The organism is Parafrankia discariae (assembly GCF_000373365.1).
GTDB lineage: Bacteria > Actinomycetota > Actinomycetes > Frankiales > Frankiaceae > Parafrankia > Parafrankia discariae.
Window position 1 is genome coordinate 21,235 of record NZ_KB891233.1, and the last position, 24,325, is coordinate 45,559.

A 24,325-nucleotide genomic window follows, 5' to 3' on the forward strand; every position below is an offset into this window, starting at 1 on the left:
TGCTGGCAGGCAGCCCGCTCCGCGCGCATCCCCCGTCACTCCAGGAGAACGTCACGGGGGCGTCAGAGGATTTCCACGGGTTCTTCGGTGACCTCACCGTCCACGATCCGGAACGACCGGAACTCGATCGTCTCGGGATCCCGCGTCGAGGCCAGGACGTAGTGCGCCTCGGGGTACCCCGCGATGGAGACGTCGGTGCGCGACGGGTACGCCTCCGTGGCGGTGTGGGAGTGGTAGATCACGACCGGATCCTCGTCGCGGTCGAACATCTCGTTCCACACCTTGATCTGCTCGGCGGCGTCGAACTCGTAGAAGGTCGGTGAGCGCGCGGCGTTGACCATCGGGATGTGCCGCTCCGGCCGGTCCGAGCCCTCGGGCCCGGCGATGACGCCGCACGCCTCGTCGGGATGGTCGCGGCGGGCATGGGCGACGATCGCCTCGTAGTGGGTTCGGTCGATGCGCAGCACGCGACAACCGTACGACGCGAACGGGCCGGATCGGGCGTCCATGTGAACACAGACCCGGCCACGGCCGGCCCGCACCAGGTAAGGACGCCGGAGAAACGCCCCACTTCGGGACCGGACGCACCGATCCGCCCCCGCCCCGGGGCCGGGCTAGAGCAGGGTCCGGGTGAGCTCGTCGAGCAGCTCGGTCAGGAAGGCGTAGACGGCGGCGATCGGCCGGCGCGGGTCCTCCGGCGGGAGGCTCTCCAGCTCGGCGGTCGACTCGTCGTCGGTGAGGCCGAGCCGCGTGCCCAGCACCAGCCTGAGATCGTTGAGGACGGTCAGCCAGTCCTGGGCCGCCTCCTCGTCGAGCACCAGGACGGCTCCGGGCTCCGGGACGGCCGCCAGGACGCGCCGGGCCGCGTCGCGCTTGCGGGCCAGTGCCTCGTCGGTGCGCCGGCGCCGGTAGTCACCGGAGGCCAGCGGGTCGTCCGGGTAGGGGTCGGGCAGCAGCCGCGCCACCGCGGGATCCTCGGGGGGCGGCGGGGCGGTGTCACGCAGGCCGACGAGCGCCTCCAGCGGATCGTCGACCGGCGGGGCCTCGAGCAACGTGTCCACCTGGCCCAACAGCTCGGTGAGCAGGGACGACTCGAGCCGGGGCAGCCGCAGCTCGATCCCGGCCCTGGTGCGCCGGAACCCGTTCACGCGCCTCCGCTCCCGATCATCCTGTTCCCGATCAACCGTCGTTCCCGATCATCCGTGGTGCCCGGTCATGCGTGGTTCCCGGTCCTGTGTGGTGCCCGGCCGCGCGCTCCCGCTCGTGCCGCGTGGCTCAGTCCTGGGCGATGGTGGCCCACAGGCCATAGGTGTGCAGCCGCTCCGCGGCGGCCTCCATCTCCTCCCGGGTGCCGGACGCGACCGTCGCCCGCCCCTTGTGATGGACGTCGAGCATGAGCGTGGTCGCCTTGCGCTCGCTGTACCCGAAGAGCTTGCGGAAGACGTATGTCACGTAGGACATGAGGTTGATCGGGTCGTTCCAGACGATGGTCACCCAGGGGCGATCGTCTTCGAGGGACTCCTCGACATCCTCGACGTCAACCGGAGACACGGCAGTGACGGACACGACGTCTATTGTTACGCCTCCCGATCGGGACTTCACGGGGACGGGCCCCGCGTCGCGCACGGTGACAACGGACACCGCTGTGATCTCCGGGGCGACGGGCACCGTCGTCCCCGGCCGGGGCGGGCCGTCAGACCGAGCGGCGCAGCAGTGGGGGGTGCAGGGCGGTCGCGGAGCCGAGGCGGTAGAGCTCGGCCGGGCGGCCGCCGCCGCGCGGGGAGGCCCGCTGGCCGACCGCTACGACGAAGCCCGGGGTGGAGAGCACCTTGCGCCGGAAGTTGGGCGGGTCCAGCACCACGCCCCACGCCGCCTCGTAGACCCGGCGCAGGTCAGCCAGGGTGAACGGCTCCTCGCAGAACGCGGCCGCCAGCGACGTGTACTCGAGTTTGCCCCGTGCCCGCTCGACTCCGTCCGAGACGATCCGCGGATGGTCGAAGGCCAGGGTCGGACCGTCCGCGGAGCCCAGATCCTCGACCGGCCACCAGCGGGCCTGCGGCCCGTCCCCGCCGGCGGTGGGCTGCGGGAGGTTCGGCAGCAGGGCCAGGTAGGCGACGCTGACGACCCTGGTCCGCGGGTCCCGGGTCGGGCAGCCGTAGGTACGCAGCTGCTCGAGGTGACCGGCGGTGGTCACCCCCGTCTCCTCGGCGAGCTGGCGCAACGCGGAGGAGTCGAGGTCCTCGTCCGGTCCGACGAAGCCGCCGGGCAGCGCCCAGCACCCGCGGAAGGGCTCGCTGTCCCGCTGGATGACGAGAACGCACAGCCGGCCGGCGCGCAGGGTCAGCAGGACGACGTCGACGCTGACGGCGACGGCCGGTATCCGGGCCTGGTCGCCGTCAGCGGCGCCGGGCGTCGCGTTCGCCGACGAGACGGAGGCCACCGGTCAAGTCTGGCCGTCCGCCCCGGCACCCGTGCCGGCACCCCCACGGGGCGCCGGCGGACCGGTCCGCCGGCGCCCCGGCCGCGCCCGGTCGGGAAGTACTGGCCGTACCCGACGGGGAGTCCTGGCCGTACCCGGTCAGTGGGAGGCCCGTGGCCGCGCCGCCGCCACCACGACCGGCAGGCAGGGACGTCCGAAGGAGACCGCGCGCGCGCCGGCCGGCAGGGTCTCCAGGGCGAGCCGGTGGTGTTCCCGGGCCCGGGCGGTTCCGGCCGCCCCGACGAGGGTGTCCGCGACGAGCTGGCCGCCGCGCATCAGCGGGACGAGGAGGCGGCGGTCCCGGCGCCCGGCGGCCCCGTCCAGCGCCGCCCCGTCCAGTCCCGGCCCGCTCGACGCCGACCCGGCCAGCCCCGGCCCGGCCGGTCCGGCCCCGCCGGGGACGCCGGCTGGCAACGCCCCGCTCGGCCCGACGGCCCGGCCGCGGGGCGCGCTGTCGAGGGGTGCGCTGTCCAGGGGTGCTCTGGGGATGACCAGGTCGGCGACGGCCAGTCCGTTCGGGCCCAGGCGGCGCACGACGTCCTTGCGCCCGCCGCGGCCGCGCTTGCCCACGGAGGTCTTGACGACCGGACCGCCGTCGACCTCGACCAGCTTGTAGACGAAGCCGGCGGTGGGGGCGCCCGACCCGGTCACCAGGCTGGTGCCCACGCCGTAACCGTCGACGGGGGCCGCGGCCAGGCGGGCGATCGAGTGCTCGTCGAGGTCGCCGGTGACGATGATCCGGGTCGTCTCGGCGCCGAGCTGGTCAAGCTGGGCACGGGCCGCCCGGGCACCGCCGGCGAGGTCCCCGCTGTCGATGCGGATCGCCCCCAGCCCACCGCCCGCCGCCGCCACGGCGTTGGCGATCCCGGTCGGGATGTCGTAGGTGTCCACCAGCAGGGTCGTGTCGGCGCCGAGCGCCGCGACCTGGGCGGCGAACGCCGCCGCCTCGCTGTCGTGCGCGAGGGTGAAGGCGTGCGCGCTCGTGCCGGCGCTGGGCACCCCGTAGCGGCGCGCCGCCTCCAGGTTGGACGTCGCGGCGAAGCCGACGAGGTAGGCCGCCCGCGCGGCGGCGACCGCGGCCTGCTCGTGGGTGCGCCGGCCGCCCATCTCTATGCACGGCCGGTCGCCGGCGGCGGCGACCATGCGGCTGCCGGCGGCGGCGACGGCGCTGTCGTGGTTGAGCACCGACAGGACGAGGGTCTCCAGCAGCACGCACTCGGCGAACGTGCCCTCCACCACCAGGACGGGGGTGTCGGGCAGGAAGGGCTCGCCCTCGGCGAACCCGTCGACGTCGCCGCGGAACCGGTAGGAGGCCAGCCAGTCGGCCGTGTCGGGATCCACGACGCCGGTCGCGGACAGGTGGTCGATCTCGGCCGGGCCGAACCGGAAGTCGGCGAGCGCGGCGAGCAGGCGCCCGGTTCCGGCCATGACTCCGAAGCGACGGCCGGCGGGCAGGGACCGGGTGAAGACCTCGAAGACCGCGCTGCGTTCGGCCGCGCCGGAACGCAGAGCCGCCCGCAGCATGGTCAACTCGTAGTGATCGGTCAGAAGCGCCGTGGACATCCGGAACAGGGTAGGGACGACTGGCTTCCGGCGCACCACATCGGCTGAACCCGCGTGGGTGGCGGCAGGTGACGGGCCGGAACCCGCGCAAGGCCTTGGGGTGGGGACGGAGTAGCCCTCGGGGTGACCACGGGGTGGTCCGAAGGGCCCGGCGGGGTGGTCCACCCCGCCGGGGTGGGGTAGTCCTCAGGTACGTGACCGGGCGAACGGCGGTGCGGTGCGGCCGGGCGGACGCCCGTCCGCCGCCGGGCGGCTGACCCGGGCCGCCGAGCGCGGGGCCCTATGTACCCCGCCGGGCAGGTGGGTATGCCTGACAGCGGCCCCGAACACCCAAGAGGCTATGTGTTTCACGTCACGTAGCCTACTTACTCAGCGTTACCAAGAACGCCCGAGCAGGGTCGCCGTGATCGGCGCCGGGACACCGAATCGACCCGTTACGCGCGACATCGCGAGTACCCACCCCGTTACTGTCCCGAGAACCCCTCGACCATGAGATCGTCCTGGGCGTGGATCGTAGCTATGCCGGGGTTTTCCTCGTTGTCGTCGGCGGCGCGCTACTCGCGCTTCTGGTGATCGGCGGGCGCGCGGGGCGCGGCCTGCTCCGCGACGTATGGGGGCGAATGGGCCTGCTGCGCTGGGTCTTTGCGTTGATCGTCGTGGTCGTCTTCCTTGATCTGGCGGACGGGATCCCGAACCGGTGATCGCCGAGGAGCACTTCGGGGGCGGCAGGAAGTGCCCCCGGTGGCCAAGATGTGCTCCCCCAGGATTTCCCGGCGGACGCCCGCCGCGGCGGCGCGACGTCGCGCTACGAGTTCGCCGTGTCCGCGAGTCATTGACAGCAAGTACAGGCGACGTCGCGGTCAGCTATAAAACTCGGCTAATAGACACAGTTCGATTTATGTGTGTGCGCTCCTAGATGCCCGACTCGTTATGCTCACTTCGCGTTACTCCGACGCCGGACGAGAGGACAGCGGGTGACTGGACAAACCTGGCTGTGGACCCCACCGCGACCAACTCCGACAAGCGTTGGAATTGGATCGCTGCTTCGGGCGTATCGGCAGGCCCATGGCCTGACCCAGCAGCAACTCGCCGATCTCCTCGGCTTCGACCAGTCCTATGTGTCGAAGGTCGAGAGCGGGCGGCGGGCGATCCACGACATCTCCACGCTGCGCCACATCGCACGCAACCTCGGTCTGTCACCCGAGGACGTCGGACTCGCCCCGGGCGGTCTGGCCGACCGGCGTCGTGAGCCACCGCGCGGCTCCGCGGTCGAGAAGGTCGCCGGCAGCCAGCGCGCCTGGCGGCTGACCCGGGACCACCTCAACCACCACCGGATCAGCCTGGCCCGTGCCGCGGCCCGGCTCTACCCGGAGGCCTACCGGCTCGGCAACGGGCTGCTGGCCCGTCCCGGCTGGGTGTGGGACAGCCCGGTGGACATCAACGACATCGGCCTGCGTTGGGAGCAGTCGGCGAGCGAGCCGGCGCTCACCGGGGCCGAGCCGGAGGCCGACGCCACCCGCCCGCTCGTCGGCGACGGCGGCGCGCAGTCGCGCTACCAGCGCTACACCCGGGCGATGCGCGACCTCGACCGGCCGACCCTGTTCGAGAACCGGCTCAGCTTCCGGCTCCTGGACGTCGCCGAGGCCGAGGGTGCCCCCCCTACCCTCACCTTCGGCCACACCACCTACTTCGACGCCGTCGACGTCTGCGAGACCGTGGCGCACGAGACCGCGGCGGCGATGATGGGCGGCGAGCTCGCCTGGCCCGCGCTGCCGTTCCGGCGCCGCATCGGCGACCCGTTCGACCTGGCCGGCCGGGTCGCGCTGCCCTCCATCAACACCCTGACGATCCGGCTCGACCGGGGCAGCGCCAGCTTCGTCCTGCACCGGCGCAGCGCCGGCTCGGTGGCGACGGCGGGCGGGGTCTACCACGTGCTGCCCGCGGGGGTGTTCCAGCCGTCCGGCATCACCCCGTTCCACCACGAGGCCGACTTCGACCTGTGGCGCAACGTCATGCGCGAGCTCAGCGAGGAACTGCTGGGCAACGCCGAGCACGACGGCAGCTCGTCCCGGCCGATCGACTACGACACCGACGAGCCGTTCCGCTCCTTCGAGCAGGCGCGCCGCGCGGGCACGCTGCGGGTCTTCTGCTTCGGCATGGGCCTTGACGCGCTCACGCTGTTCGGCGAGATCCTCACCGTCCTGGTCGTGGAGGCCGACACGTTCGACACTCTGTTCGCCGACATGGTCCGGACGAACGCCGAGGGGTCGGTCGTCTCGACGGGGCCGGGCCGACAGGCGCATGAGGGGATCCCGTTCACCCAGGCCTCCCTGCGCCGGCTCGTCGACACCGAGCCGCTCGCTCCCTCCGCCGCCGCCTGCCTGGAACTCGCCTGGCGCCACCGGGAGACCCTCCTGCCCGGGCTGCGCACGCGGGCATCGGTCTGATCAGGCCACTGTGCGCATCCTCGTCACCGGCGCGTCCGGGTTCGTCGGCGGCGTCACCGCCGACCTGCTCTCAGCCGCCGGCCACCAGGTGACCGCGCTCGTCCGGGACGCGACGGCCCGGACGAGGCTGTCGAGGATGATCGAGGTGGTCCAGGCCGACCTGCTCGAACCACGCCAGCTCGCCGCGGCGGGCGTCAGCCGCGGGTTCGACGGGGTGTGCCACCTCGCCGCGCTGACCAGGGTGCGGGAGTCCCGCGAGACGCCGCTGCGGTACTTCGCGGCGAACGTCACGGGCACGACCAATCTCCTGGCGGCCCTCGACGCGGGCACCCGGGCCACCGGGGTGGCCCCGCGGTTCGTCTTCGGCTCGAGCTGCGCCGTCTACGGGGACACCGGCACCTCGCCGATCCCGGAGACGCGCGCACCCGCGCCGACGAATCCCTACGGCGCCTCGAAACTGGCCGCCGAACAGGCGGTGGCCTACCAGGCTGCCACCGGGCGGCTGGGCGCCGTCGTACTGCGCTCGTTCAACGTGGCGGGGGCGGTCGGCTCGCACGCCGACCGGGACAGCAGCCGGATCATCCCGGCCGCGCTCGGTGTCGCCACGGGCCGACGCGACGCCTTCCGGGTGAACGGGGACGGCGCGTCGATCCGCGAGTACGTCCATGTCGTCGACATGGCGCGGGCGTACCTGACCGCGCTGCGGGCGACCGTGCCGGGCCGCTGCACCGTCTACAACGTCGGCAGCGGCCTGGGCGTGAGCGTGACCGACGTGCTGCGGACGGTGGAGAGCGTGACGGGCCGGGACGTGCCGCGGGTGACCCTGCCCCCGGTGCCCGAGCCCCGGGCGCTCATCGCCGACAGCCGCCGGATCCGGGCCGACCTGGGCTGGACCTCCCCGTCCTCGACCATCGAGAAGATCGTCACGGACGCCTGGCACTCGACGGCGGTGCCCGAGCCGGTCGCGGCGCGCCGTGGCGACGTCCCGATCGTCTCGTGACGGCGCGATCGTCCCGTGACCACGATCGTCCCGTGACCACGATCGTCGCGGACCGGAGTGTACGCCGGCCCGTCGGCGATTTTCCGGCGGGGCTTTCGCCGGTATGCCCGATCGGCTCCGGGCCGGCGTGACACGATGACTGCGGCCGAGGCCCGTCCGATGCCTGTTCAGGCACCGGCCGCAGCGCAGGCAGTTACGTGACCGCGAGCGGGCGAGGACGGTCCGGGCTACGGACCGTCCCCGGCCGGAGAGGGGAGCAGGTGAGCCGTCCCTTCCATGTCTACGACTACGAGGGTGAGCACCTCGGGTCGTTCGCGACCTGGGACCTGGCGCACGAATGGGCGCACCTGCAGGCGATGCTGAACGGCGTGCCCACGCCGCTTCAGGTCGAGGACAGGGCGACCACCGGCCGGCGCCGGGTGTGGGCGGACCGCTGCGAGCCGCTCGGCGTCGGCCCGGTCAGCGCCGGCGCGCTCAGCGGCGACCTGCTCGCCGGGGGGCCGTGCTCGGTGGCCGTCACCGCGGCCACCGCCACCACCCCGGTGTTCGCGCCGCCGATCCCGCGCCAGCCCAGCGAGCCCGCCGACGGCGGGCTCGCCGAGGCCGATCTCCCCGAGACCCGGCTGGTCGAGGCCCGGCTCGGCGACGGCTGAGGCACCGGTCCGCGGGCCCACCTGGTCCGCGGGCCCATCGACCCACCGGCTTACCGGATCGGCGGCCTCACGCCAGCCCGGTCCGAGACCGGCACTTTGGGGCCATCTTCACCAACGGTCACGCATGTGTTGCCGTCCGCCCGGAAAAAACACCGGACGGACGGTGACCGATTGCCGACAGGCCCTGGGCTGGTAGGCCTTGATAAGGCGGTTTGAAGCGGGACATATCCTCCCAGAGCGGTATCCGCGTGGATGCCGCGTGCCCGCCAACACCTGGCCGGGAACTGCCCTCGCCCAACCTGACACTCCACCTGGTGAGCTCAGCGCACTAATCTGGCGGCTGTCGTCGGGGATTCACAGCGAGGCACGCTGGACGTGCTCCGCGGCGCGTCACGGCGACGGGCACAGCCGACACGCTCCTTGGGGGAGACGAAGTGGACGAGCAGACCGCAGCCGCCGCCGGAGCGCGACCTACGTCGCGCCTCGTCGTCGATGTCGTGCGAGCGCTGCGGGGGTGGGTGGTCGCGGCGGCGGGCGGAGTCCTCCTGCTGGGGTGCTACCTGGGAGTCTCCAAGGAGACCGACGTCGCCTACCAGCTGCCGTACGTCGTGTCCGGTGGATTCGGCGGGCTCGCGCTCGTCCTCGTGGGCAGCGCCCTGCTGATCGCCGACCGGGTGGACGCCACGCAGGCCGCGCAGAACCGGCTCGCCGGCCAGGTCGACGACCTGCACACGCTGATCATCGCGGCCGCCGCCAGCGGAGCGGCGAGCGGGGAGCACACCGGTGCGGGTGGCTATCCCGGCCAGCCCGCCATGTCGAACCACACCGGCGCCACCGAGGTCAGCACCGCCGCGCCCGGCCAGCGGTACTGACCGGGCCCGGGGCGACACCATGGGCACCAACACCATGGGCACCCACGCCGTGGCCACTCACCGCATGGGCACCGTCGGCATCCTCCCCAGGGTGACCCGATGACCAGTATCGATCTTGCTCTCGCCGGCATCTCCATCGGGGCCATCGCGGCCCTCTCCGGCATCGGCCTGCTCGTCACCTACCGCACCAACGGCGTTCTCAACCTCGCGCAGGGCGGCATCGCGACCCTGGTCGCGTACGTGTTCCGCGAGATGGTCGTCGAGTGGGACCTGCCGATCTGGCTGGCCGCGGTGATCGCCCTCGGCGTCCTCTCCCCCGGCATCGGGCTCCTCCTCGAACGGCTGGTGTTCCGCCCGCTCGCCCGCCGGCGCGCCTCCGCCGCCGAGTCGCTGGTCGCGAGCCTCGGTGTCCTGGTGCTCACGCTCGGCATGACCGCCGGCATCTGGGGCCTGGGCTCCCGCAGCGACGCGCCGAGCATCTTCCCGAACGAGTCGGTCACGATCTTCGGTGACACCCGCATCGGTGTCGACGCCCTGGCCGAGCTGGCCATGGTCGTCGTGTTCTGCGTCGTGCTCGGGCTCATCGCGGCGAAGACTAAGTTCGGCCGCCAGATCCGGGCCGTCGTCGACGACCGCCAGCTCGCCGAGCTCTCCGGTGTGCCCGCCGACCGGGTCGCCGCCGCCGGATGGGCGCTGGGAACCACGATGGCCGGCCTCACCGGCATCCTGCTGGCACCCCGGTTCCAGCTCAACCCGTACGGGCTGACGCTGCTCGTCCTGGAGACGTTCGCCGTCGTCGTCGCCGCCCGGCTGTCGAGCATGCCGGTGGCGGTGCTGACCGCGCTGGGCATCGCCGTGCTGCAGAGCGAGCTCAAGCAGTTCACCCTCGAGGGCGACGCCGGCCAGATCCTCATCGTCCTGCAGTCCAACCTGTTCATCTTCGCGCTGCTCGTGCTGCTGCTCGTGGTGCCCAGGCTGCGCGAGCTCGGCAACGGCGACTCCGGCTCGACCGGGAGCTTCTCCAGCCGCGGCGCGCCGCCGTCCGGCCCGGTCAGCCGGCACGACGCCCGGCGCGACATCTTCGGCAAGCTCGGCGGCGCCGCGCTGCTGCTGGCCCCGCTGACCTTCGCCCCGGCCGACCTGCGCTCGGCCTTCATGGTGCCCGCGCTGGCCCTGATCTTCCTCTCGCTGGTGATCCTCACCGGCTACAGCGGCCAGCTCTCCCTCGGCGTCGCCGGCTACGCCGGGCTGGGCGCCCTGCTCACCCTCAAGCTCGCCAACGGCGACCTGTTCGGCCTGCCGGCCGTCCCCGGCATGTGGGCGATGTTCCTCGGCGCGCTGCTGGTCGCGCCGATCGGACTGATCACCGGGTGGCCGGCGATCCGCCGGCGCGGGCTGACCCTCGCGCTGACCACCTTCGCGGTCGGCGCGGTCGTGAGCCGCTTCGTCTTCGAGCAGCCGACCTTCGCGACCGGCCTGTACGTCGACCCGCTGACGTTCTTCGGCTCCCAGCTGACCGACGAGGCCTTCTACATCTTCGAGCTGGTCTGCCTGGGCATCGGCCTGCTGGTCGTGCGCAACCTGCACCACGGACGGCTCGGCCGGGCCCTGCTCGCCGTCCGCGACCACACCGAGGGCGCCGCGGCGGTCGGGGTGGACGTCCGCAACCTCAAGCTGCTCGCGTTCACCGTCTCCTCGGTCGTGGCCGGCCTCGGCGGCGGGCTGCTGACCTTCAGCTCCTCCTCGTTCGCCGCGGACGACTTCGCGCCGCTGCAGAGCCTGCTGTGGTTCACCGCGGTGATCGTCTTCGGTGCCGACAGCGCCGCCGGCGCGATCATGGCCGCGGCGTTCATCGTCACCATCGACGTGCTGGCCCCGGCCGGCTCGTCGATCCTCGCGGTCGGCATCCTCGCCCTCGCGCTGGGCTGGATGCCCGGTGGCCTCGCCTCCGCGGTCCGGGCCGGGTTCGCGCTGGTCGCCCGAACGCTGGCCGACGAGTTCGTCCCCGCGCCGCGGCCCACCCACCAGGCCAGCGCCCGCCTCGCCGCGGGTGCCGGAGTGGGCGTGCCCGGTGCCCCGGGCGCGGGCGGCGCGGCGGCCGTCGGCGAGCCGCGGGTCGTGCTGCCACCGGGCGCGCCGGCACCGACCGCCTTCGGCGCGGCGCTGCTGGGCGCGGTCGCCACGCATGCCGCCCGCACCGGGCTGAGCCTGGACGCGCTACCGAGCGCCCGCCCGGCGGCGGACGACTCCACAGACGGCCGGGAGCTGGTCGGACACCGACCACACCTGCCCGGATACCCGGTCGAGAGAGGCGCGTCATGAGCCGCGACGATCTGCGGGCCCGTGGCCTGGTCCGCCGCTACGGCGGCCTGACCGCTGTCGAGCACGTCGACATGGACGTGCCCAGCGGCCAGGTCACCGGCCTGATCGGCCCGAACGGTGCCGGCAAGTCCACCCTGTTCAGCCTGCTCACCGGGGTGGAGCAGCCCGACGAGGGGAAGGTGCACCTCGGCCGGCGCGACATCACCAGAATGCGCCCGGACGCCCGCTCCCGGCGTGGCCTGGTGCAGACCTTCCAGGTGCCGTCACTGTTCCCGAGCCTCACCGTCGCCGACAACCTCCTCGTCGCCGCGGAGAACCGACGCCGTGACTACGCGGGCGGCCTGCTCGGGATGGGCTCGCGCGGCCGGGAGAAGTCGCTCGGGATCGTCGAGGAGGTCCTGGGCTCGCTCGGCCTCGAGGACATCCGCGGCACCGTCGCCGGGACCCTGCCCACCGGGGCGCTGCGGCTCGTCGAGTTCGCCCGCGCGCTGTGCGCCCGTCCCGACGTGCTGCTGCTGGACGAGCCGGCGAGCGGGCTCGACGCCGCCGAGACCGAGAAGCTGTCGGTACTGGTCCGCCGGATCGCCGACGACGGTGTGGCGATCCTGCTCGTCGACCACGACGTGGACCTGGTGTTCCGCGTCGTCGACCGGGTCTACGCGATGGTCGGCGGCCGCGTGGTCGCCGAGGGCGCGCCCGAGGCGGTGCGTGCCGATCCGACCGTCCGCTCGGTGTACCTGGCGCAGGGACCACTGACCTCGCAGGCCACGACCTCCCTCGGCCCCGGTGTCACCGCGGCCGGCCCGTCGGCGGCCGGTTCGCCCGAGGCCAGCTCCCAGGCCATGTCCCCGGCCGGGCGATGATCCGCCCGCCGCACCTCTACCGCGCCCTCCTGGAGAACCGGTGACCTCCCACAGCGACCCCGACCGGTATGGGCAGCACGGGCAGCCTGGCGGCGGCGGCCGGTTCGAGCCCGCCAGCTCATTCGAGCCCGGCGGCTCATCCGGGCTCGCCGGTCCGCCCGAGCAGCGCGACCCGCGGTCCGGCCCGCAGGCCGGCCCGGCCGCCGACACCGGACAGCAGGAGCAGGTCGGCGTGGGTGAACTGCCGGCCGTCGAGCTGAGGCTGGAGAACGCGCGGGCCGGATACCGGACCATCGAGGTGCTGCACGGCATCACCATGGCGATCCCCTCGGGCGCGGTGACCGCGCTGCTCGGCGCGAACGGCGCCGGCAAGAGCACGACCCTGCGGGTCATCGCCGGGCTCATCCCCCTGCGCAGCGGCACACTCTCCTGGCGTGACGAGCAGATCACGAAGATGACCACGGTGAACCGGGCGCGACGCGGACTGATGCTGGTACCGGACGAGCGTGCCGTGTTCGCGACGCTGTCCGTCCGCGACAACCTGCAGATCATCGCCGAGGCGAGTGGGAACCCGGACATCTCGCCCGCCCTGGACGCCTTCCCCCGGCTACGGGAGCGGCTGGGCCAGCGGGCCGGATCGATGTCGGGCGGTGAGCGCCGGATGCTGGCGCTGGCCCGCGCCCTGCTGGCGCGCCCGTCCGTGCTCATGGTGGACGAGCTCTCGCTCGGCCTGTCCCCGAAGGTCGCCAGCGAGCTGTTCGCCTGGCTGGGCACGGTCGCCGACGCCGGTACCACCGTGATCCTGGCCGACCAGTACACCGAGGAGGCGCTCGCCCTCGCCGACATGGTGTACGTGCTGCACCGTGGTGAGGTCACCTTCGCCGGCACACCGGCGGAGCTCGGCGCGAGCGAACTGCTCGCCGCCGGCGCCTGATCCTCTTCTGACCCTGCCTGCCGGCTCTGCCGGTCCTGCCGGCTCTCCGGGTGCGGGTCCGGGGCCGTCCGGAGTGCTTCCGGACGGCCCCGGCCGGCGTCAGGCCGCCGGGTACGGCAGGTTGCGCACCGTGAAGCAGGTGCTGTTCAGAGCACCGCTCTGGGTGACCCAACCGCCCTTGCCGCCGTTCGCCGAATCCTGCCAGCGGGCGACGTTCACGCAGTTCTTCGACTCCGCCGGCGCCTGGGCCAGCTTGCTGAAGCCGCGCGGGATGAGCAGCCCGTCACCGTCGTAGGGCTCGGAGCGGTTCATGAACTTCTCGACGCAAGCACGGGTCAGGTCCGCCCCGCAGGACTCCATCGCGTCGCCCAGCCACTGCGCCGAGGCGTAGCCCTCGAGCATCCACTGGTTCATCTTCGCGACGCGGTCCGCCGGCACGTGCGCCGCCACCGCGTCCCGGAACGCCTTGACCGCGGGGATCGACTCGTCGGAGAAGGTCGCCGACGTGCTGGTCGCGAAGATGGTGTTCCGGCACTGCGGCGAGTTCGCGTAGATCTGCGCGATGTTGCCCGCCATGCCCTGCGCGGTGGTCACCTTCGCCTGCACGGTCAGGTCCTGGCGCTGCATCGCCTGGCAGAGCTGGCCGTTGCCGCCGTCGTCCATCGCGTCGAAGACGACCTGGGCGCCGCGCCGCTTCATGTCCTGCACGGCGGCGTCCCAGTTCGGCGCGCCGAGGTTGATCTGCTCCTCGATGACCTCGTAGCCCTCGGCACGCAGGCCGTCAGCGATCGAGGTCGCGTAGCGCTGTGACGGGGCGACGTTGTAGTAGACGACACCGGCCACCCGGGCGCCGAGCTTCTCCTTGAACCAGCGGTAGTTCTCGGTGCCCGCGTACAGCGTCCCATCGAAGCCCGGCCGGTGGCCGTCCCGCGGGTAGTAGCTGCCGTAGATCGAGTACAGGTGCGGGTACTGGTCGTACGCCGCCGACACCGGCTGGCCGCCGATGTCCGGCACACCCTTCGAGTTCACGTACTGGGCGCCGGCGTAGTCGAAGGCCGTCACCCCGGCGAGTGCGAACACCTCGTCGTCGTCGATCAGCTTGCGCACACAGGCGACGTTGCCGTCACCGGAGCCCTTGTCGTCGCAGTCGACGACGTCGACCTTGCGACCGTTGATCCCGCCGCGAGCGTTGAGCGCCTCGAAGTAGGCGGTCGCGCCGTAGAGCGAGGCGGAGAACGTGTCCGGGCCGAGGCCGCTACTCAGCCCCGCGATGACACCCACCTTGACCTCGGTCGGCGACACCCCGGTGTCGGATGCGGTGTTGGTCGACGTGCCACCGGTCGGCGTGTTGTCGGACGAACCGGAATCACTCGCGCGACTACCGCAGGCGACGAGCGCCAACGACGACAGCACGACGGCAGCGACGAGCGATCTCGCTCGCATGAACATGCACTCCTCATGATTGGTGGATGACGCTCGCACGCGACGAGCTCCGCGCGACCCCCGCACGTCAGGCTACCGACAGTGAGCATGTCGCTACTGACGGCTAATTGCTCGTCATCCGGCGCCGCGCACGAACAGCCGGCGCCACCAGGTTCGCCGAACCGCGGGCGCGGTCGGGCCGGCCTCCGCAGTCAGGCCGGCCTCGGCCGCCGGATCTTCGGCCGCCGAATCCTTGGCCGCTGAATCCGCGCCGGACGACGGATCGTCCGCCGCGGGCTCGGCCACTGCGGGCTCTTCGACGGTGGGCTCTTCGACGGTGGGCGCGGACCGGTCGGGCGCGGTCGCGTCCGAGGCGGCAAAACCTGGCACCGCCGCCAGCTCGTTCCGCGGACGATCGGTCCGCGGCGCTGTGGCCTGGGCGTCTCCGGTGGACGGTGTGGCGAGCGCGAGAGCATCGGATTCCGACTGGGCGGCACGTGGCGCCGGCACCGCGGCGGCCGCCACGCTGGTGATCGCCGCGACCGCCTCGTCAAGCGCCGCCATCGCCTTGCTCAGCGCCGCGACAGGGTCCTCGTCCCGGGCCGCCGCGACATCCGCCGCGACCTGGTCGGCGGAACCGTCCAGGCCAGCCGGCCCGCTCGCGCTGTCCGGATCGCTCACGCTGTCCGGCTCCCCTGCCTCGGACGGGTCGGCGGCGACCGGCGTCACAGGCACGTCGGGACGGACGACCACCGGCTCGGTGACCTCGACGACCGGCGCGGGCTCGTCGACCACCACGGGTACGGTCACCACCGCCACGACCACTTCAGCCAGGTCCGTCTCAGCCAGGTCCGTGGCCTCCGCCTCGACGGCAGCGTCGTCAGCCGCGGCGACGTCGGCGACCTCGACGACCTCAACCAGGGCCACCTCGGCCGAGGTCACCTCGGCCAGGGCGCCGGCGGCCTGATCCGAGGTCACCTCGTGCGGGGCGGTCCCGTCGGCGTCGACCGCCCTGGCTTCAGCCGGCGCCAGGTCAGCGGGAGTCACCGGTTCCGCTGGCTCGGCGGACACCGCCGGTTCCGCCTCGGGGGCGGCGACGGCGACCGGCCCGGGAGGGCCGGTTCGCTCAGGTGTCGCGGCATTCTCGGGGACGTCCACGAGACGATTGACGATCAGCCCGCCAGGACCCGGCGATCGGTCCAACCGGCCCTGCGCGGCGAGCCGGCGGCACACCTGGTTCACCGTTGCGCGATTGGCACTGATCGCCGCGGCCAGACTGCCGTCGTCCAGACCGTCGGGAATGCACGCGAGCTGCCCGAGAATCCGCTCAGCAACAGTAGCCACATTTGGGGACGCTATACGGTATTGCCGCGGCTTCCGTCAGCGGGGGTCGAAGACCGACCGGGCTACTCGTCGGATGACCCGGTTAGCCCACTCGCTCCCGGGAAGGGCCATGGTCAGAGACGGTGCGGGTGGCGACCGGCCACCTACGCTCCGCCCTTCAGGAGCAGCCCTTCACCGGGCAGCCGTTCACGGAACAACTCGGCCGTTCACGCCGGAACAGGAGGCAGCGATGACATGGCCCGCCTCGGACCCCGAACAGCTCGACCGGGACGTCCGCGATCCCATGGACGGCAACGGCCCACTGGAACGCGCTGAGATCACCGACAGCGACGATCTCGGATCCACCGACGCCGGCCTCGATCCCCTCGATGACAGCTGGGATCCGCCGGACCGGCCGAGTGGGCTGATCAGCAATCCGATCACTCCGCGCGAAGAACGCTCCTCGTCGTTCGACCGGCAGCTCGCGGCCGAGATCCCGGACCCGGATCCCTACGCCGAGGCTGAAAGGAACGGCTCCGGCTCGACGGACGGTCCCGATATCTACCCCGACGGGCCGTCCGGCGATTCCGAGTACGACGACTCGGAGCTCGATCAGGTCGTGGAGAGCACCGACGGCGCCCACCGCGCACGCACGCCGACCGACCACGAGGCGTGGCGGCGCACCGCCGAAGAGGACGCGCTCCACCTCGATCCACGTTCCTGAGCCCGGGCGATACCGCGTCGTCGTTCCGGGACGGCCCTTCCCACGCCGATACCGCCCGGATGTTCCCGAACTCGTCACCCGGTGGACGTTCCCGCGCCGCATCACCCGCCGATCAATCACCTCCCGCCCAACGGCACTCCATCCGCAGACGCTCGACATCCCGCGGATTGCGGGGCGGCCGGTCGCATCCGACGCCGGGGTGAGACTGTCGTTCCCGCCCGGTACGCACCACGGCGGGCCGGGAGATCTGGGGGTGAGCATGGCGGACAGCGGTCGTCGGGGCGGACAGATCGAAATGGTCGGGCTGAGCCGACAGTTCGGGGATGTGGCTGCCGTTGACGGCGTCGATCTGACGGTCCGGGCGGGCGAGTACTTCTGCCTTCTCGGTCCGTCCGGATCCGGCAAGACCACGGCACTCCGGCTGATCGCGGGGCTGGACACGCCGTCGTCCGGGCACGTCCACCTCGACGGCGAGGACCTCGCCGCGCTGCCGGCCCATCGCCGCCCCGTCAGCGCGGTCTTCGGCGGGTACGCCCTCTTCCCCTTCCTCGACGTGGCCGCGAACGTCGCCTTCGGCCTGCGGCACGCGCGGGGCGTGACCATGCCGGGCCGGGCCGAGACCTCGGCGCGGGTCCGCTCCGCCCTCGCCGTCGTCCAGATGTCGGAGTACGCCCGCCGCCGCCCGCCACAGCTCTCCGCCGTGCAGCAGCAACGGGTCGTACTGGCCCGGGCGCTCGTGCTGCGTCCCAGGGTGCTGCTGCTCGACGATCCCCTCGGTGCCCAGGACGAGCGGCTGCGCCGCGCGCTACGTGACGAACTCAAGGCCTTGCAGCGGCAGGTCGGGGTGACCGTGCTGCACGCCACCGTCGACCGGGAGGAGGCCCTGGCGCTGGCCGACCGGCTGGCCGTGCTGAGCGGCGGACGGATCCTCCAGGTGGGCACGGCCGGCGAGCTCCATCAGGAGCCGACAGCCGCCTGAACTCGACAACACCCGCCTGAGCTCGACCCCGCCTGAGCTCGACGTCCGCCTCCGCCTCCCGGCGGACCTACCCGGGTTCCTGGACCTCCGGCGACTGGACATCCCGGGGCTGGACATCCCGGGAGCGCGCTTCCAGGGGTCGCACCTCCCGCGGCGGCTCCGCGAGCCCCGCGGGCAGGCCGGCCGTGCCACCGGCCGCGCTACGGCGGCGATGCGCGAGCGCCGCGAAGATCTCCATCGCGACCCGGTGCGCGCTGTTAACCGTTGTCTCCGCGTGGTCGTACGGGGGCGAGACCTCGACGATGTCCGCGGCGACGATCGGCGTGTCCAGCGCGATCTGCCTCACCGCCCGCAGCAGGTCGGCCGGGTTCATACCGCCCGGCTCGGGAGTTCCCGTCCCAGGCGCGAACCCCGGGTCGAGGACGTCGATGTCGACCGAGAGGTAGAGCGCGCGGCAGCCGTCCACCGCCTGCGCGATCGCCTCGGCGACCACCTCACGGCTCCCCCGCTCCCAGATCTCGTGCATCAGATGCCAGCGCATGCCCTGCTCACGCATCCACGCGAACACGTCCGGCGGAGGCCAGTACCCGCGCAGCCCCACCTGGACGAAGTTGCGCCCGCGCACCGCCCCCGACTCGATGAGCCGCCGCATGGGCGTCCCATGCGAGGCCAGGTTCCCGTCGATGATGTCGGCTGTGTCGGCGTGCGCGTCGAAGTGCAGCAGGCCGACCTCGCCCCAGCCCACCGCCTCGGCCACCCCGCTCGCCGCCGGCCAGGTGATCGAGTGGTCACCTCCGATGATCACCGGGATGACGTCGAGCCGCGCGATATCGCCGACCTTCGCCCGGATGTTGCGGTGTGAGACCTCGGTCAGCCCGTGCGGGCAGTGCGCGTCCCCCGCGTCGACGACGTCGAGCCAGTCGAAGATCTCGATACCGAGATCAAGATGATAGGTACCGGGGTTGTACGCCTGAGCGCGCAGCGCCCGCGGGCCGAAACGCGCACCCGGCCGGTGCGTGGTCGCGATGTCGAACGGGGCCCCGACCACGGCGACGTCGGGCTGGCGTGCCCGCAGATCCTCGAGTCCCGGCAGCCAGGGCAGACCGGCGAAGGTCGCCAGGCCGGCGTAGCCCGGGGCGTCCCCGCCGGGATCGTCCGCGCCCGCGGCCCGCCCCGCGTACGGGGGCACCGGACCGGCGCCCGCCTGCTCACGTGCCGCGTCCCGATCTCCAGCCCCTGCCATGCACGTCACTCCGCTCCGCTGCCGCACTCGTCCGCTCCGCCGCCGCACTCGCCAAGCCGCCGTCACGGTCGCCGAGCCGCCGTCACGCTCACCAGGTCGCCGCCACGGTCACCAGGTCGCCGCCACGCTCCGCCACCAGTGCGGCATCCCGACTCCAGCATCCTCCGCGGACCTCGACCGGGCCGCCGCGACGGCCGGCGACAGCACGTTGGAGAAGTTTCTCCTCGTCTACGCTGCACTCGTGGGAACCCGCGCGGCTCGGTCCGAACCGCCTCCCGCGGTTGGCCGCCCGCACCGACCCGGACGGCTCTTCGCGCCGCACCTGAACCGGTCACCGCGGGCACGGCTGGCGGGGTTCAGCGCCGTGGGCGCGCTGGCGGTCGTCGTCTGTGTCCGCGTGTACCTGGTCGACCCGGCCGAGCCGGGCCACTATCCGAGCTGCCCGTTCCGGGCCCTCACAACCTGGGACTGCCCGGGTTGTGGCAGCCTGCGCGGACTGCACCAGCTCCTGCACGGCCATCCGCTCGTCGCTGCCGACCACAACCTGTTTCTCGTCCTCGCCGTGCCGGGCCTCGTCCTCGGCTGGCTGATCGCGATGGCACGGTGCGCGGGATGGCGCCGCCGGGTTCCCATGCTCCCAGCCCGCCTGCTGCCCTTGCTGCCCACGTTGATCGCCGTCTTCTGGGTCGCCAGGAATCTTCCCGGGCCGGTGGGAAGCTGGCTGGCGTCACCGGCCTGAGTGGTCGTCAGGAGCGAACGCCCAGCACGTAACAGGCGATCGCCGCCGTCGCCGCCACATTCAGCGAATCCACGCCGTGGGCCATCGGTATCCGCACCCGCCGGGTCGCCGTGGCCAGGACCTCGCCGGTCAGCCCCTGACCCTCCGTCCCCAGCAGCAGGGCGACGCGATCATCAGGATCGACCATGGCGACCGTCAGTTCGTCAGCGTCAGGCGCGGGCGTCAGCGCGAGTACCTCGAACCCGGCCGCACCGAGCAGGGACAACGCCCCCGGCCAGGGATCAAGTCGGGCGTAGGGAACCGCGAAGACCTCTCCCATCGACACCCGTACCGAGCGCCGGTAGAGCGGATCCGCGCACCGTGGGCTCAACAGGACGGCGTCCATACCGAGCCCCGCCGCTGATCGGAAGATCGCGCCGAGGTTGGTGTGGCTGACCAGGTCCTCGCAGACCAGTACCCGCCTCGCGACGCGAAGCAGTTCCACCGGGTCGAGCAGCGGACGACGGCACATCGACGCCAGCGCACCCCGGTGCACCTCAAAGCCGGTGATCTCGGCGAGCAGGGCTGGCCCCGCGACGTAGACCGGCGCGTCATGCCGGCCCGACCGCTCATCACGACCGCCGTCCCCCTCGCGTCCGACGTGCCCGGCATGCCTTTCGTACCCGACATGCCCCTCTTGCCCGCCAAGCCCCTCTTGCCCCTCGTGCCCGCCGAGCCCCGGCGTCGACCAGAAGCGTTCCGGAACTCCCCCGAGCCGTGCCGGCGAGACCAGAACCGAGCGGGGCCGGTAGCCCGCACGCAGCGCGCGGTCGATCACCCTCTCGCCCTCCGCGATGAACAACCCCTCCGCGGGTTCACGCCGCCGGCGCAGCGCCACGTCGGTCAGCGCCACATAGTCCGCGACACGCGGATCGGCGGGGTCGTCGATCATCACGATCCGCCGCTCGCGCTCCTCAAGCACGCCGGACCTGTCCAACACGCCACCCGCCCCACATGTCATCCGTGTGTAACGCCGGAACAGCACAATCAGCGCCCATGACCGCATCCGGCTCCGTGACCAGCAGCCCAGGTGGCCCAGGCAGCCCGGAAAGCCCAGCCCGGTCCGGCCACACGGCCGCACCCGGTGCCGCACCAGCGGGGCAACGCCCGGGTCATCGTCCCGCCGACCTCCTGGTGGTCGGCGCGGAGCTTGTCGCCACCGTGGACGCCGACCGCCGGGAGATCCCGGGCGGCTGGATAGCGATCACCGACGGCCTGGTCAGTGCGCTCGGCGGCCAGTCCGACCCACCCCCGGCCGCGACCCGAGTCCTGCGTGCCGACGGCTGTCTCATAACGCCGGGCCTGGTGAACACACATCATCACATCTACCAGAACCTCACCCGTTCCTTCGCTCCGGCGCTCGGCGGCACCCTCTTCACCTGGCTGACGACGCTCTATCCACTCTGGTCACGGCTGGACGAGGAAGCGGTCCACACCTCCGCCTACGTGGGCCTGACCGAACTGGCGCTCGGCGGCTGCACCACATCGACCGACCATCTGTACGTACACCCGCGCGGCGGCGGCGATCTCATCTCCGCCGAGGTCGCCGCGGCACGGACGCTGGGCATGCGGTTCCACCCGACCCGCGGCTCGATGTCACTTTCGGTCAAGGACGGTGGGCTCCCTCCTGACTCGGTCGTCCAGGACGCGGATGAGATCCTCTCCGACTCCGCCCGTCTCGTGGCCCAGCATCACGACCCGTCCTACGGCGCGATGATTCGGATCGCGCTGGCACCCTGCTCGCCGTTCTCTGTCAGTCCGGAGCTCATGCGGGCCACCGCGGAACTGGCCGAGTCCCTGGACGTCCGGCTGCACACGCATCTGGCCGAGGACCCAGAAGAGGACGACTACTGCCTGGCGGTGTTCGGACGGCGCCCGATCGACCAGTTCGAGGAGGTCGGCTGGGGCGGCGACCGGGCGTGGGTCGCGCACTGCATCTGCCCCGACGAGGAGGAGATCAAGCGGCTCGGCCGGTGGGGCACCGGGGTGGCCCACTGCCCGAGCAGCAACATGATCCTCGGCGGCGGCCTCGCGCCCGTGGCGGAGCTCCGTTCGGCCGGCGTCCCGGTCGGCCTGGGCTGCGACGGGTCGTCATCCGCCGATTCGGCCTCGCTGTGGCTGGAGGCTCGGACCGCCATGCTGCTGGGTCGGCTGCGACACGGAGCCGCGGCGATGTCCGCCCGGGACGCACTGGAGATCGCCACCCGGGGTGGCGCGGGCTGTCTAGGCCGGACCGGTGAAATCGGCGAACTCTCCGTCGGGTCTGTCGGCGACCTCGTCGTCTGGCCGTTGGACGGGATCGCGTACGCGGGAGCTCTCTCCGACCCGATCGACGCCTGGCTGCGCTGCGGGCCCACCGCGGCCCGGCACACGATCGTGGCCGGCAGGCTCGTGGTGGAGAACGGAGTGCCGACCCATCCCGATCTCGACGAGATGCTCGTCCGGCACCGCCGGATCGCCGGCGGCATCCAGGCGGCGTTCGACGATGCCGGCATCGACCCGACCGTTCCCGTCAATGCAGGCGGCAGTGCCGGATCGACGAAATAGCGTTGCACGTCTCCGGTCCGGGGACGACCCCTCGACGCGCCAACGCCGAAGGTGTCGCCCCTTGAGACGGGCCCAGGTACACCGCACCCGACAAGGAAAATTGCGACCCGGGTCCGAATCTTATTTCGGGTGTTGACGTACGCGGGGATGGCCCAAGGAAGACGTCTTCCTGTCGTGCGAGACATTCTATCCCGAGGCGGTCTCGTTCGACGCATCGCCACTCACTCCCATCGCACCGGACTTGTTCCGCGGTTCGATATATGAATTCGGGTGGGTGCGCGGCATCGCACCGAACGGACCCTCCCAGACGAAGGCTCCTTCCTCCGGCTGCGTCACCCGCCAATTCAGGGAATGCTTCATGCGATGATGTTTGCGGCACATCGGTCCGAGGTTCCGCGTGAGCGTCGACCCACCGGCGGAATGTGCAACCGTATGGTCGATATCGGCCCACCGCGACGAACGCACACACCCCGGAAAAACACAGCTGCGGTTTCGTGCCCGCACATGGCGGGCCTGCGCCGCGGTCGGCAACCGCCGATCCGCGACCTCCACCAGCGCCCCCCTCTGGCCGGTGAGGATCCGTCGCCACGTCGACCCCGGTCGTGCGGCCATCTCCCGAGCCACCTCGGCGGGAACCGGACCGTATCCGAGAATCTCCCCAGGATCCTCCGCCAGGCCCAGCAGTACCGTCACCGGCACCACCACCTGCACCTCGCAGGCGAGCGGCGCGGCGTGCTCGGCGCGACCGCAGAGCAGATCGACGAGGACGTCCGCGCGGATCTCATCACGGCTACGGCCGCCCCTGGCCACACGATCCGCGGCGATCCCCTGCGCGATCCGGTCGACCCGCTGGTAGCAGGCGGTCGCCTCCTCCGCAGGCAGCACCGCCGACAGGGCGCTGACCCCGTCCTCACCCGCGGACACCCACACCCGCCGTTCCTTCCTTCGTGCCCGCGCCCGCTCCGCCGCCCCCGCCGGATCCAGCCGGTGCACGGCACGACGGCACGCGTCCGTGAACGCCCCCCGGTTCACCCGCGCCCCACCCGCCAGCACCCGCTCCTCAACCCGCGCCGCGAGCTCGGCGCCCAACGGGCGCACCGCGTTCTCCAACGACCGCAAGCGCTGCACATCCAGCACGCCGGAGTGCAACGCCTTCAGCGCGTGCGGCAGACGACGTGTCACCGTGCAGGCGAACAGCAACTGACCAGCGGCGGACCGCGGGGACACACCCAGCACCGCCGCGACATCCTCCGCGGCGAACTCCTCGAACGGCTCATCCCGGCCGGCTTCCGGTGGCCGCAGCTCAGCAAACCGTGCCAGCAACCGCAGCAGGTCGGCGTTCCCCGCCGCTATCGACCTCACCGCCGCACCAATCTCCAAAAGCAGCGCCCGCACCTCGACTGCCGCCTCCTTTTCCAAGAGCTCACCAGGGCTCGGGACGACCGCGTCACCCTCCACGCTCTTTGCGGCATTCATGACACAGACACCCACCTCATTTTTACTTCGAACATACGTTCGACAATAAGGGCTGGGTGTCACTCCAGACAAGGGTGGGCTCGAGGAGACCACATCGCGTCCACATTCACCCTCCCCCTCAAAATCCACGACACATCGAGCACGAGAGCGGGTAAAGTGCTCCCACCGGACAACCACCACTCGACTCGCCCACAGTCAACGCCATCCACACACACGCCAGACGACAGCGGCAGCGATCCCGGCAGCCTATAATCAGCGCGCTACCACGCAATCATAAACCTTATTTAAATTAATTTTGCAAATTGGAAAAATTGCTGGCAGGTCAGCCTCGGACCGTCGGATCCGGAACACGAACAGCTCAATCCTAAATGGCACCCATCGCCGGGTGATCCAGTCGTCGGCGAGCTCAACCCGTCAGTGCATCAACCGCTCTGCGAGAGTAGCAGGTGATTGAGTCTTTCGGCGGGTGTATCCCAGTCCAGGGTCTGACGCGGGCGGCGATTCAACAGGTCGGCGACACGGTCGAGTTCCGCCTGTGTGTGATCCGACAGGTCGGTGCCCTTAGGGAAATACTGGCGGAGCAGCCCGTTGGTATTCTCGTTGCTCCCACGCTGCCATGGTGAATGCGGGTCGCAGAAGTAGACAGGGATACCGGTCGTGACGGTGAATCGGGCGTGCTCGGCCATCTCGGTGCCCTGGT

The 24,325-nt window shown here is 71.8% G+C and carries 23 protein-coding genes; 12 read left to right on the top strand and 11 right to left on the bottom strand.

The features are described from left to right. Window positions 1-62: 62 nt before the first annotated feature. From B056_RS0123160 to B056_RS0123180, 5 genes are all read right to left on the bottom strand, one after another. Complete coding sequence (locus B056_RS0123160; protein WP_026240044.1) at window positions 63-467, bottom strand: Mov34/MPN/PAD-1 family protein; 405 nt, start codon at window positions 465-467, stop codon at window positions 63-65. 147 nt (window positions 468-614) lie between these two features. Further along, on the bottom strand, window positions 615-1,148 hold the full coding sequence (locus B056_RS0123165) for a DUF2017 domain-containing protein (RefSeq protein ID WP_018504241.1): 534 nt from the start codon (window positions 1,146-1,148) through the stop codon (window positions 615-617). A gap of 127 nt (window positions 1,149-1,275) precedes the next feature. Continuing rightward, the gene (gene clpS / locus B056_RS0123170) at window positions 1,276-1,566 is read right to left on the bottom strand and encodes an ATP-dependent Clp protease adapter ClpS (RefSeq protein ID WP_026240045.1); all 291 of its coding nucleotides are present in this window, start codon (window positions 1,564-1,566) and stop codon (window positions 1,276-1,278) included. Between the two features lie 127 nt (window positions 1,567-1,693). Next, window positions 1,694-2,440, bottom strand: a complete 747-nt coding sequence (locus B056_RS0123175; protein ID WP_018504243.1) for an NUDIX hydrolase — start codon at window positions 2,438-2,440, stop codon at window positions 1,694-1,696. Window positions 2,441-2,578: 138 nt separating this feature from the next. Further along, the gene (locus B056_RS0123180; RefSeq protein WP_020572652.1) at window positions 2,579-4,081 is read right to left on the bottom strand and encodes a nicotinate phosphoribosyltransferase; all 1,503 of its coding nucleotides are present in this window, start codon (window positions 4,079-4,081) and stop codon (window positions 2,579-2,581) included. Window positions 4,082-4,548: 467 nt separating this feature from the next. Here B056_RS0123180 and B056_RS0123185 point away from each other — a divergent pair, with 467 nt between their 5' ends. From B056_RS0123185 to B056_RS0123220, 8 genes are all read left to right on the top strand, one after another. Continuing rightward, complete coding sequence (locus B056_RS0123185) at window positions 4,549-4,743, top strand: hypothetical protein (protein WP_018504245.1); 195 nt, start codon at window positions 4,549-4,551, stop codon at window positions 4,741-4,743. 273 nt (window positions 4,744-5,016) lie between these two features. After that, the gene (locus B056_RS0123190) at window positions 5,017-6,489 is read left to right on the top strand and encodes a helix-turn-helix domain-containing protein (RefSeq protein ID WP_018504246.1); all 1,473 of its coding nucleotides are present in this window, start codon (window positions 5,017-5,019) and stop codon (window positions 6,487-6,489) included. A 10-nt stretch (window positions 6,490-6,499) separates the two neighbouring features. Further along, entirely contained in the window at window positions 6,500-7,489 is a 990-nt protein-coding gene (locus tag B056_RS0123195) for an NAD-dependent epimerase/dehydratase family protein (RefSeq protein WP_018504247.1), read from the top strand. Window positions 7,490-7,749: 260 nt separating this feature from the next. Continuing rightward, the gene (locus B056_RS0123200; protein ID WP_018504248.1) at window positions 7,750-8,142 is read left to right on the top strand and encodes a hypothetical protein; all 393 of its coding nucleotides are present in this window, start codon (window positions 7,750-7,752) and stop codon (window positions 8,140-8,142) included. 434 nt (window positions 8,143-8,576) lie between these two features. Further along, window positions 8,577-9,014, top strand: coding sequence for a hypothetical protein (locus B056_RS0123205; RefSeq protein WP_018504249.1), 438 nt, complete (start codon window positions 8,577-8,579; stop codon window positions 9,012-9,014). 99 nt (window positions 9,015-9,113) lie between these two features. Then, window positions 9,114-11,336, top strand: coding sequence for an ABC transporter permease (locus tag B056_RS0123210; RefSeq protein ID WP_018504250.1), 2,223 nt, complete (start codon window positions 9,114-9,116; stop codon window positions 11,334-11,336). After that, the gene (locus B056_RS0123215) at window positions 11,333-12,199 is read left to right on the top strand and encodes an ABC transporter ATP-binding protein (protein WP_018504251.1); all 867 of its coding nucleotides are present in this window, start codon (window positions 11,333-11,335) and stop codon (window positions 12,197-12,199) included. The genes B056_RS0123210 and B056_RS0123215 overlap by 4 nt, the downstream gene beginning before the upstream one ends. A gap of 241 nt (window positions 12,200-12,440) precedes the next feature. Beyond that, window positions 12,441-13,133 (top strand): ABC transporter ATP-binding protein, encoded by a 693-nt coding sequence (locus B056_RS0123220; protein WP_154677198.1) that lies wholly within the window; start codon window positions 12,441-12,443, stop codon window positions 13,131-13,133. A gap of 99 nt (window positions 13,134-13,232) precedes the next feature. Here B056_RS0123220 and B056_RS0123225 read toward each other — a convergent pair whose 3' ends face one another. Both B056_RS0123225 and B056_RS0123230 read right to left on the bottom strand, forming a co-directional pair. Continuing rightward, on the bottom strand, window positions 13,233-14,576 hold the full coding sequence (locus tag B056_RS0123225) for an ABC transporter substrate-binding protein (protein ID WP_026240046.1): 1,344 nt from the start codon (window positions 14,574-14,576) through the stop codon (window positions 13,233-13,235). A gap of 114 nt (window positions 14,577-14,690) precedes the next feature. Further along, window positions 14,691-15,899 carry a hypothetical protein gene (locus B056_RS0123230; protein WP_026240047.1) on the bottom strand — a complete coding sequence of 403 codons (1,209 nt, stop codon included), beginning with the start codon at window positions 15,897-15,899 and terminating at the stop codon, window positions 14,691-14,693. Window positions 15,900-16,128: 229 nt separating this feature from the next. Between B056_RS0123230 and B056_RS0123235 the strand changes: the two genes are divergently transcribed. Together B056_RS0123235 and B056_RS0123240 are read left to right on the top strand one after the other, a co-directional pair. Continuing rightward, complete coding sequence (locus B056_RS0123235) at window positions 16,129-16,602, top strand: hypothetical protein (protein WP_018504255.1); 474 nt, start codon at window positions 16,129-16,131, stop codon at window positions 16,600-16,602. Between the two features lie 325 nt (window positions 16,603-16,927). Continuing rightward, the gene (locus tag B056_RS0123240; protein ID WP_230203141.1) at window positions 16,928-17,581 is read left to right on the top strand and encodes an ABC transporter ATP-binding protein; all 654 of its coding nucleotides are present in this window, start codon (window positions 16,928-16,930) and stop codon (window positions 17,579-17,581) included. Window positions 17,582-17,648: 67 nt separating this feature from the next. On the opposite strand, the gene speB is transcribed toward B056_RS0123240, so the two are convergent. Beyond that, window positions 17,649-18,824 (bottom strand): agmatinase, encoded by a 1,176-nt coding sequence (gene speB, locus B056_RS0123245; RefSeq protein ID WP_230203142.1) that lies wholly within the window; start codon window positions 18,822-18,824, stop codon window positions 17,649-17,651. Between the two features lie 364 nt (window positions 18,825-19,188). Between speB and B056_RS0123250 the strand changes: the two genes are divergently transcribed. Next, window positions 19,189-19,563: a DUF2752 domain-containing protein gene (locus tag B056_RS0123250; protein WP_026240049.1), complete on the top strand. Its 375-nt coding sequence runs from the start codon at window positions 19,189-19,191 to the stop codon at window positions 19,561-19,563. 7 nt (window positions 19,564-19,570) lie between these two features. Here the strand turns inward: B056_RS0123250 and B056_RS0123255 are convergent, their stop codons facing one another. Then, the gene (locus B056_RS0123255; RefSeq protein WP_051105721.1) at window positions 19,571-20,494 is read right to left on the bottom strand and encodes a TrmH family RNA methyltransferase; all 924 of its coding nucleotides are present in this window, start codon (window positions 20,492-20,494) and stop codon (window positions 19,571-19,573) included. 242 nt (window positions 20,495-20,736) lie between these two features. Between B056_RS0123255 and B056_RS0123260 the strand changes: the two genes are divergently transcribed. After that, window positions 20,737-22,149: an 8-oxoguanine deaminase gene (locus B056_RS0123260; protein WP_018504260.1), complete on the top strand. Its 1,413-nt coding sequence runs from the start codon at window positions 20,737-20,739 to the stop codon at window positions 22,147-22,149. A gap of 186 nt (window positions 22,150-22,335) precedes the next feature. Here B056_RS0123260 and B056_RS0123265 read toward each other — a convergent pair whose 3' ends face one another. Both B056_RS0123265 and B056_RS42080 read right to left on the bottom strand, forming a co-directional pair. Next, on the bottom strand, window positions 22,336-23,625 hold the full coding sequence (locus B056_RS0123265; RefSeq protein WP_018504261.1) for an HNH endonuclease signature motif containing protein: 1,290 nt from the start codon (window positions 23,623-23,625) through the stop codon (window positions 22,336-22,338). A gap of 422 nt (window positions 23,626-24,047) precedes the next feature. Beyond that, the coding region (locus B056_RS42080) for an IS30 family transposase (RefSeq protein ID WP_018504262.1) at window positions 24,048-24,325 on the bottom strand (278 nt) is incomplete at its 5' end.